Origin of the sequence: Curtobacterium sp. MEB011, assembly GCF_030209655.1 — a bacterium.
Taxonomy (GTDB): domain Bacteria; phylum Actinomycetota; class Actinomycetes; order Actinomycetales; family Microbacteriaceae; genus Curtobacterium; species Curtobacterium poinsettiae.
In genome coordinates, this window is the sequence record NZ_JARVRN010000019.1 from 1 (window position 1) to 6,182 (window position 6,182).

Annotated in this window: 6 protein-coding genes and 1 pseudogene; 3 read left to right on the top strand and 4 right to left on the bottom strand. The window is 69.4% G+C overall.

Translation table 11 applies throughout. From position 1 onward, the window contains the following. A pseudogene (locus QRN30_RS17470) lies at positions 1-119 on the top strand (acyl-CoA desaturase); the annotation flags it as partial. Between the two features lie 4 nt (positions 120-123). Then, positions 124-345: a cold-shock protein gene (locus QRN30_RS17475; RefSeq protein ID WP_307360835.1), complete on the top strand. Its 222-nt coding sequence runs from the start codon at positions 124-126 to the stop codon at positions 343-345. A 101-nt stretch (positions 346-446) separates the two neighbouring features. On the opposite strand, the gene QRN30_RS17480 is transcribed toward QRN30_RS17475, so the two are convergent. The 4 genes from QRN30_RS17480 to melA all read right to left on the bottom strand — a co-directional run bounded on the left by QRN30_RS17480 (position 447) and on the right by melA (position 5,121). Further along, complete coding sequence (locus QRN30_RS17480; protein WP_236559570.1) at positions 447-1,322, bottom strand: carbohydrate ABC transporter permease; 876 nt, start codon at positions 1,320-1,322, stop codon at positions 447-449. After that, positions 1,322-2,281, bottom strand: coding sequence for a carbohydrate ABC transporter permease (locus QRN30_RS17485; protein WP_056069178.1), 960 nt, complete (start codon positions 2,279-2,281; stop codon positions 1,322-1,324). Before QRN30_RS17485 ends, QRN30_RS17480 begins: the two co-directional genes overlap by 1 nt. Then, positions 2,265-3,569, bottom strand: coding sequence for an ABC transporter substrate-binding protein (locus QRN30_RS17490; RefSeq protein WP_228501047.1), 1,305 nt, complete (start codon positions 3,567-3,569; stop codon positions 2,265-2,267). Before QRN30_RS17490 ends, QRN30_RS17485 begins: the two co-directional genes overlap by 17 nt. 127 nt (positions 3,570-3,696) lie before the next feature. Then, positions 3,697-5,121 carry an alpha-galactosidase gene (gene melA / locus QRN30_RS17495; RefSeq protein WP_194590112.1) on the bottom strand — a complete coding sequence of 475 codons (1,425 nt, stop codon included), beginning with the start codon at positions 5,119-5,121 and terminating at the stop codon, positions 3,697-3,699. Between the two features lie 114 nt (positions 5,122-5,235). Here melA and QRN30_RS17500 point away from each other — a divergent pair, with 114 nt between their 5' ends. After that, complete coding sequence (locus tag QRN30_RS17500; protein ID WP_031259148.1) at positions 5,236-6,060, top strand: helix-turn-helix domain-containing protein; 825 nt, start codon at positions 5,236-5,238, stop codon at positions 6,058-6,060. Positions 6,061-6,182: the final 122 nt, after the last annotated feature.

The following is a 6,182-nucleotide window of genomic DNA, read 5'->3' on the forward strand; positions in this document are numbered from 1 at the left end:
ACACGGAGACCACGTTGCTGCGTTCGTACGGCATCGTCGTCCGGTACCTCAACCGCGTCGGCCTCGCCGCCCGCGACCCCTTCGCGTGCCCCATGGTCGCGCAGCTGCGCATCCACTGACGCCGTGCTGACCGCCATGCCCACGGGCACCGTGAAGTGGTTCGACCACAGCAAGGGGTTCGGATTCATCCACCCCGACGACGGGTCCGAGGACCTGTTCGCACACTTCTCCAGCATCGTCGCGGCGACCGGCTCCCGGCCGCTCGCCCAGGACGACCACGTGCAGTACGAGATCGGACCCGGCAAGAAGGGTCCGCAGGCGGACAACATCTCGATCATCCGCTGACGCGGACGACGGACGGGAGGCACGGTGCCAGCTGGCACCGTGCCTCCCGTCCTTTCTTTCCCATGGCCACTGCAGTGGTAGTCCCGGAACCTCCCGGCGCCCTACTTGATGCCGGTCGAGGCGATGCCCTGCACGAACTGCCGCTGGAACGCCAGGAAGACCACGAGCAACGGCAGCACCGTGACGGTCGCGATCGCCATCACGGCTCCCCACGGTGAGCTGAACGCCGGGTTGTTCGTCAGGGTCGACAGGGCCACCGGCACGGTCAGGTTCTCGTTGCCCTGCAGCACGACGAGCGGCCAGAGGAAGTCGTTCCACCGGGTCATGAAGCCGAGGATCACGAGCACCCCGACCAGGGGGCCGCACGAGGGCAGCACCACCCGGAAGAACGTCTGGAACTCCCCGGCACCGTCGAGTCGAGCGGCCTCCATCAGCGCGTCCGGCACCCCGAGCATGAACTGCCGGGCGATGAAGATCCCGACGACGTCGAACACGGTCGGCAGGATCACCGCCCAGGGGGAGTCGACCAGGCCGATCTTCGCGACGACCAGGAAGCTCGGCACCAGGGTGACCTGGATCGGGATCATGATCGTGACGAGGAACGCCGAGTACAGCAGCCCTCGGCCCACGAAGCGGAACTTGGCGAGTGCGTACCCGGCCATCAGCGACACGACGACGCTCAAGGCGGTGCCGACGCTGGTGATGAGCGCGGAGTTGCCGAGCCACCGCCAGACCGGCTGCGTGCTGAACACCTGCGTGTAGTTCTCGAACGTCGGCCGGGTCGGGAACAGCGAGAACGTGCCACTCTGCGACTGCCCGCCGGGGGTGAGTGCCGAGACGACCATCCAGTACAGCGGGAACACCATCAGGATCGCCAGGGCGGTGAGCCCGGCGACGAGGACCCACCGACCGGGCCGACGCCGGGAGCGGACTCCAGCCGGACGGCGGCGGGGACCGCGGACATCGAGTACGGCCATCAGAGCATCTCCTCCGCCTTGCGGTTGGCGCGCTGCCGGAGCAGCGTGAACACGAGCAGGATCGCGACGAGCACCAGTCCGAGCGCCGCGGCGTAGCCCATCCGGGCATCGATGAACGCCGACCGGAACACGTACTGGATCAGCACGGTCGTCGAGAAGCCCGGGCCACCGCCGGTCATCACGTAGATGACGTCGAAGGCCTGCAACGAGAACACGACGTTCAGGATGAGCAGGATCGACGTCGTCGGGCGGAGCAGCGGCCACGTGATGGTCCGGAACCGCACCCAGCGCGAGGCGCCGTCGATCGCGGCGGCCTCCTTGAGCTCGGCGGGCACGGACTGCAGCGCGCCGAGGTAGATCACCATGCAGAAGCCGATCCGGGTCCAGACCACGACGACCACCAGGGTCGCCATCGCCCACCCCGGAGCGGTCAGCCAGGGCACGCGCCCCATGCCGAGCGCTTCGAGCAGGTTGTTCACGACGCCGTAGTCGCCGTTGAAGATCCACGACATGATGACGCCCACCACGACGCCGGCGGCGACCATCGGTACGAAGAACAGGGCGCGGAACACCGAGCGCCCGGGCAGCGGCCGGTTCAGGGCGACCGCCAGGGCGAGCCCGATCGCCATCGACGTCGGCACGGTGCCGAGCGTGAACACGAGCGTGTTCCGCAGCGCCGTGCCGATGAGCGGGTCGGAGCCCATGTCGACGAAGTTCTTCCCGCCGACCCAGGTGCCGTCGCCGAGCGAGGTGCTGGAGTCCTGGAAGCTCAGCGCGATCGCCGTGATGATCGGGATGAGCGAGAAGCCGAGGAACAGCAGCGCCGCGGGGCCGATGAACACGTACGGGACGAAGCGGCCGCGGCTTCGGCGGGCACCGTCGCCAGCGGGGAGTCCGCCGGTCGGAGGGGCGGTGGACGCCGTCGTGCGGACCGGCGCGGTCTCAGTTCGCAGTGACACTGCGCATCGCCTCCATCATCTGGTTCGAGGCCTCTTTCGGGCTCAGCTGCCCGAGCAGGCAGAGGTCGAGGTAGTCGGCGAACACCGCGTTGAGCGAGCTGAAGTACTCGCCGCTCTCGGCCTTCACCATCGAGAGCGGGATCGTCGTCCCCTGGTCGATGAACCGCTGCATCGTGTCGGTGTTCGCGGCGTACCCGATGTCCTTCGCGTCGAGGGACTTCCGGGCGGGCAGCCAGTTGCCGTCGTGGCAGAACTGCTGCATCTTCGACCGTGACGTGATCATCGCCACGAGCTCGGCCGCGAGCTCCGGGTGCTTGCTCGACTTCGTGACGGCCAGGGCGTTGCCGCCCAGGTCGCTCGCCTCGCCGACGTTGCGGATCATCGGGGCAGTGCCCCAGTTGTCGGGCATGTCGGTGTCGAGCTGCGCGATCGACTCCGGGTTGTTGAGCATCATGCCGATCTGCCCGGTCAGGAACAGGTTCCGCGAGACGTCACCGCCGCCGCTCTTGCTGAGGTTGCCGGTCGTCGCGAGTCCTTCGGCGTACCACTTCCGGCCGAAGGCCAGGGCGTCGATCGCCTCGGGGGTGTCCATCGACGGGGTCGCGCCGTCCTCCCCGAGGAACGCGCCGCCGTTCTGGTGGACCAGCGGCAGCCACCGGTACGCCGTCTCGGGCGACGACCAGCCGTACCCGAACGCGTACTTGCCGGTGACCTGCTTGACCTCCTTCGCGACGTCGAGGAACGCATCCCACGTCCACGCGTCGGCCAGGGCCTCCGGCGGTGTGACGCCGATCTGCTCCATGACGTCGCGGTTGTAGTAGGTGATGAAGTTGTCGGTGTGCTGGAAGACGCCGTACACACCGTCGTCCCGCGCGCCGATCGCCCAGAACGGGTCGCTGTAGTCCTGCCGGTAGTCCGCCGGGACGGCCCCCGAGATGTCGACCAGGCTGCCGTTCGCGGCGTACCGGCCGATCTGCTGCGGGGTGATCCGGATGACGTCCGGCGCCAGGTCGGCGGCGAGCCGCGTGATGAACCACTGGTGGAACTGGCCGGTCGTGACCTCGACGGAGACGCTCGTGCCCGGGTGCGCCGCGACGAACTCGTCGGCGATCGCCTGGTAGCTCGTGATGTCCGTCGGGATGTTCCAGGTGGACAGGCGGATGTGCTTCGTGCCGCCGCGGGCAGCGGTTCCCTGGCCCGCGCAGGCGGCGAGGGCGCCGGCCATCGAGATACCGGCGAGTGCGAGGAACCCCCGTCTGGCGAGCTGGGGGGATGGTCGGGTCGGCATGGTCCTCTCCTTTGAGGTCGTGGTGCCGTGCAGGACGGACTGGAGGCGCGGCGCGCGGCTGCGCGTCGGCGCGAGCCGGACGTGGGGTCGCGGTTGCGGACCCGACCCCACGTCGGGCGCGACGGTGTCAGACCAGCGCTGGGCGGGCCTCCCGGTCGGCCGTGTGCGCGGCTGCGCCCGCGTCCGCCGGACGCAGCGACTCGGGGAGCAGCGCCGCATGGGCGTGCAGGAGCTCGTCGGTCATCTCGGCGATGCGGTCGAGCGTGAGGTGCGCCGCCGTCAGCGGGTCGAGGGCGACCGCGTGGTGGACGTGCTCGACGTTGCCCGTCAGCGCTGCGCGCACCGCCAGGGTCTGCACGTTCGTGTTCGTGCGGTTGATCGCGGCGAGTTGGGGCGGGAGCTCGCCGAACGAGGTCGGTTGCACGCCCTTGCCGTCCACCAGGCAGGCCACCTCGACGCATGCGTCGGACGGCAGGTTCTGGATGACGCCGGTGCTGTTCGGGACGTTGCCGTAGACGACAGCGGGGACCCCCGTGACGATCGCGTTCACGATGCTCGCGCCGTACTCGACGCTCGGCGTCAGGTCGGCCTTGAGCTTCTCGAGCTGCGTGTCCACGTCGCCCTGCTCGTCGTGCGCCAGGCAGATCTCGTAGTAGTCCCAGCGCTCCGGGATGTACTCGAGCACCGTCTCCGGGTCCTTGCGGAAGTACGGCACGTACTCGCTGGCGTGGTGGCTCGACTCGGTCTCGAAGTACCCGAACGAGCGCATCAGCTGGGTGCGGACCTGCTCGTTGCCGCCCTCGTAGTTGCTCGCCGCGGCAGCCGCCTCGCTGTGGTCGCCGTCGTCGTCGTGCAGGTCGGACGCCGCGACGCCCCGCTGGTGCTTCGCCGTCATCACCTCGCGCAGACGCGGGTAGAGGTCCTCGCCGTTGCGACGCTTGAACTCGAGGATCCACGCCTGGTGGTTGATGCCGGCGCTGACGAACTCGACCTCGTCGTAGGGCACGCCGAGCGTGCGGGCGAGCATGCGGGTGGTGCCCTGCACGCTGTGGCAGAGGCCGACGGTCCGCAGGCCCTTCGCGTTGAGGAACGCCGTGGCCATCGCCATCGGGTTCGCGTAGTTGATGAACTGGGCGTCCGGGCAGAGCTCGAGCGCGTCGCGGGCGATGTCCTCGTAGGCACGGACCGACCGCAGGAACCGGAACACGCCGCCGGGGCCGACGGTGTCGCCGACGGCCTGGTCGATGCCGTACTTGCGGGGGATCTCGACGTCCCACTTGTACGACTCGACGCCGCCGACCTGGAACGTGATGATGACGACGTCCGCACCCGCCAGGGCCTCGCGCCGGTCGGTGGTCTCGAGGACCTCGACGCCGAGGCCGTGGTGGGAGACGAGTTCGCGGGCTGCGGTCGCAGTGCGGGCGACCCGGCCCGCGTCGAGGTCCATGAGGTGCAACGTCGCGTCCTGCAGTGCGGGGAAGGAGACGAGGTCGCCGATGAGGCGGAAGGGGAAGACGAAGCCGCCGGCGCCGATGATGGTGATCTTGGTCATGTGACGACGGTAGGAAGCGCCGGGGCCCGGGGTCCTCCGGCTTCGGACGGCGGGGTTCCAGGATCCTCCGATCGGACTCCGGGTCGTCCACGCCGCTGCCGTAGGCTCGGCACCGTGCTCGACGTGGAGACGGTGGAAGCGGCGTACTGGAGCCATCGCGGCCCGGCGCCGATGATGCCGTCCTCACACCGGCACGACGACCTCGAGATCAACCTCGTGCTCGAGGGACGGCTCGACTACCGGTTCGGCGGGGAGCCGGTGAGCGTCAACGCGGGGGAGATCGCGCTCTTCTGGGGATGGACACCCCACCAGCTCGTCGGTGACGCGACGGGGACCGGACAGTGCCGGTGGGTGCACATACCGCTCGGCGAGGTGCTGGCATGGGGGCTTCCGGACCACGACCTCGGTGCCATGCTGCTGAACCGTCCCGTCGTGGTGCCGACCGGTGCGGCCGGGCGGGACGTCGAGTCGATGTTGTCGTCGTGGCAACGGGACTTCGCGGACGACGGAGCCGGAGTGATCGCGAACCTCGAAGCGCAGGCCCTGGTGCGCCGGTTGCTGCGGCACCACCGCGACGCCGTGGACCAGCGCGCGGAGGGCGGGCACGGCACCGCGGACGCGATGCACCGGGTGATCGACATGGTGCGGTTCGTCGTGGACCGGTTCCGCGAACCGATCGAGGTCGCCGACGTCGCCGCTGCGGCACACCTGCATCCGCACTACGCCATGACGGTGTTCCGGCAGGACGTCGGGACCACGATCGGGGAGTACCTGACTCGGTGCCGAGTGGCCGAAGCACAGCGGTTGCTCGCGACCACGTCGATGACGACGTCGGAGATCGCGCACGCCGCGGGGTTCGGCTCGCAGTCGAGCTTCTACGCGCACTTCACCCGTGCTTGCGGGAGCGCGCCCGGGGCGTACCGAGCGCGGGCCCGCTGAGCTGTGGCTCCCACGACGTGAATCGGCCCGGACCGCGCTGCTGCGTGGTCCGGGCCGATCGTGGTGCGGGGTGTTACTTGATCTGTGCGGTGATGGTGGCGGTGCCGACGAGGAGGCCGCGC